The organism is Marispirochaeta aestuarii, assembly GCF_002087085.1.
GTDB lineage: Bacteria > Spirochaetota > Spirochaetia > JC444 > Marispirochaetaceae > Marispirochaeta > Marispirochaeta aestuarii.
In genome coordinates, this window is the sequence record NZ_MWQY01000058.1 from 1 (window position 1) to 1,325 (window position 1,325).

Genomic DNA, 1,325 nt, shown 5'->3' on the forward strand with positions numbered 1-1,325 from the left:
CAGGGCCAGCGCATTAAACCAGTTCAAGCAGTGGGCTCGAAGGACTGGTCAGGAGCAAAGAGCAACTGCTCCAAATAGCTGTTATTCCAGCCAGCAGCTTTGCGTCGCGCCTTGAGACTAGCCTTACTCGATTTGTCACGACGAACCAGATTCAGAGCCATACGCCGTAGAATCGCGAAGTTCTCCGGAGAATGGCCTTTTCGCATACGGCTCTCATCCTCGCGAAAAACCATATCCAGAACCCAGTGGACCGAGTTTTCCACTCCCCAATGTGCTCGTACGGCGGTGTTCAGGAGTTCTGCATTGGCAGGGAGCGAGCTGATGTAGTAGCGACTCTCAACGCTCTCCTTGTCGCCGATCGTTCGTCGCGATCTGACCATGGCAATACTCTTGACACCTTTCCACTCTTTGATGAACGGTTTCAGCCAGTCGATCTCTTCAGTCGCCAGGCATTCGCGGACTTCAAGGCGACCGTGTTCCTTATTGAAGTCCCTGTGATATTCAATCCACTCTTCCAGCTTTTCGGACCCTGGTTTGATTTCATCGAAGCAGAACTTCAATTCATTGTGCAGTTGAGGTCTATTTCCCTTCACTGCAAGCACATAATCGGCCTGCTGCTGCTTGATCTGATTGGCAATCTCTGTCTGACAGCCAATAGCGTCTATGGTCACGATGCATCCCTTTAACTCAAGCAGCTTAAGAAGCTCAGGGATAGCAGTTATCTCATTTGATTTCTCATCAGTTTTCACCTGGCCGAGTATCATACGATTCTCTGAGGCCCAGGCGCTGACCATGTGAATTGCAGATTTTCCACTGTAATGATCATGACTACGCCGTGCTGTCTTTCCATCGATTGCAACGATTTCTCCTTGGGTCTGTTCACGGATTGAATTGACCCAGCTGAGAAAGCATTGCTGAAGTTGTTCAGGATTGAGGCGAATGAACAGCCTACGTATTGTATCGTGAGAAGGAATACCATTGGGAAGAGCCAAAAACTTCCTCAGCCACTGTTCTTTCTCCTTCCCATAAGTCTCAATTTCCTCCCATGTCTCACAATGGCAGACTACTGCACAGATGGTAAGAACTATGATATCTAGGATAAGATGCCGCTTATGTCGATCTATCCGCGGGTCTTCGATTGTTTGAAAATGCTCCATGATATTCATTGACTGACTCTTGCTCATCTTACCCTCCGGCACCGATTGATGCAAAGAGTCTGCCCTATCAGGGAGAAAATGTCTAGAACGTATAAAAATTCATATGTGACTGCATAAAAATTTACCTATCGCTCTTCGAGCCGACTGCCTGTGCATAACTATGTGCGC

The 1,325-nt window shown here is 48.0% G+C and carries 1 protein-coding gene; it reads right to left on the reverse strand.

Annotated elements, in window-relative coordinates; genetic code table 11:
- Positions 1-23: 23 nt before the first annotated feature.
- On the reverse strand, positions 24-1,184 hold the full coding sequence (locus B4O97_RS19090) for an ISAs1 family transposase (protein WP_083053112.1): 1,161 nt from the start codon (positions 1,182-1,184) through the stop codon (positions 24-26).
- Between the last annotated feature and the right edge of the window lie 141 nt (positions 1,185-1,325).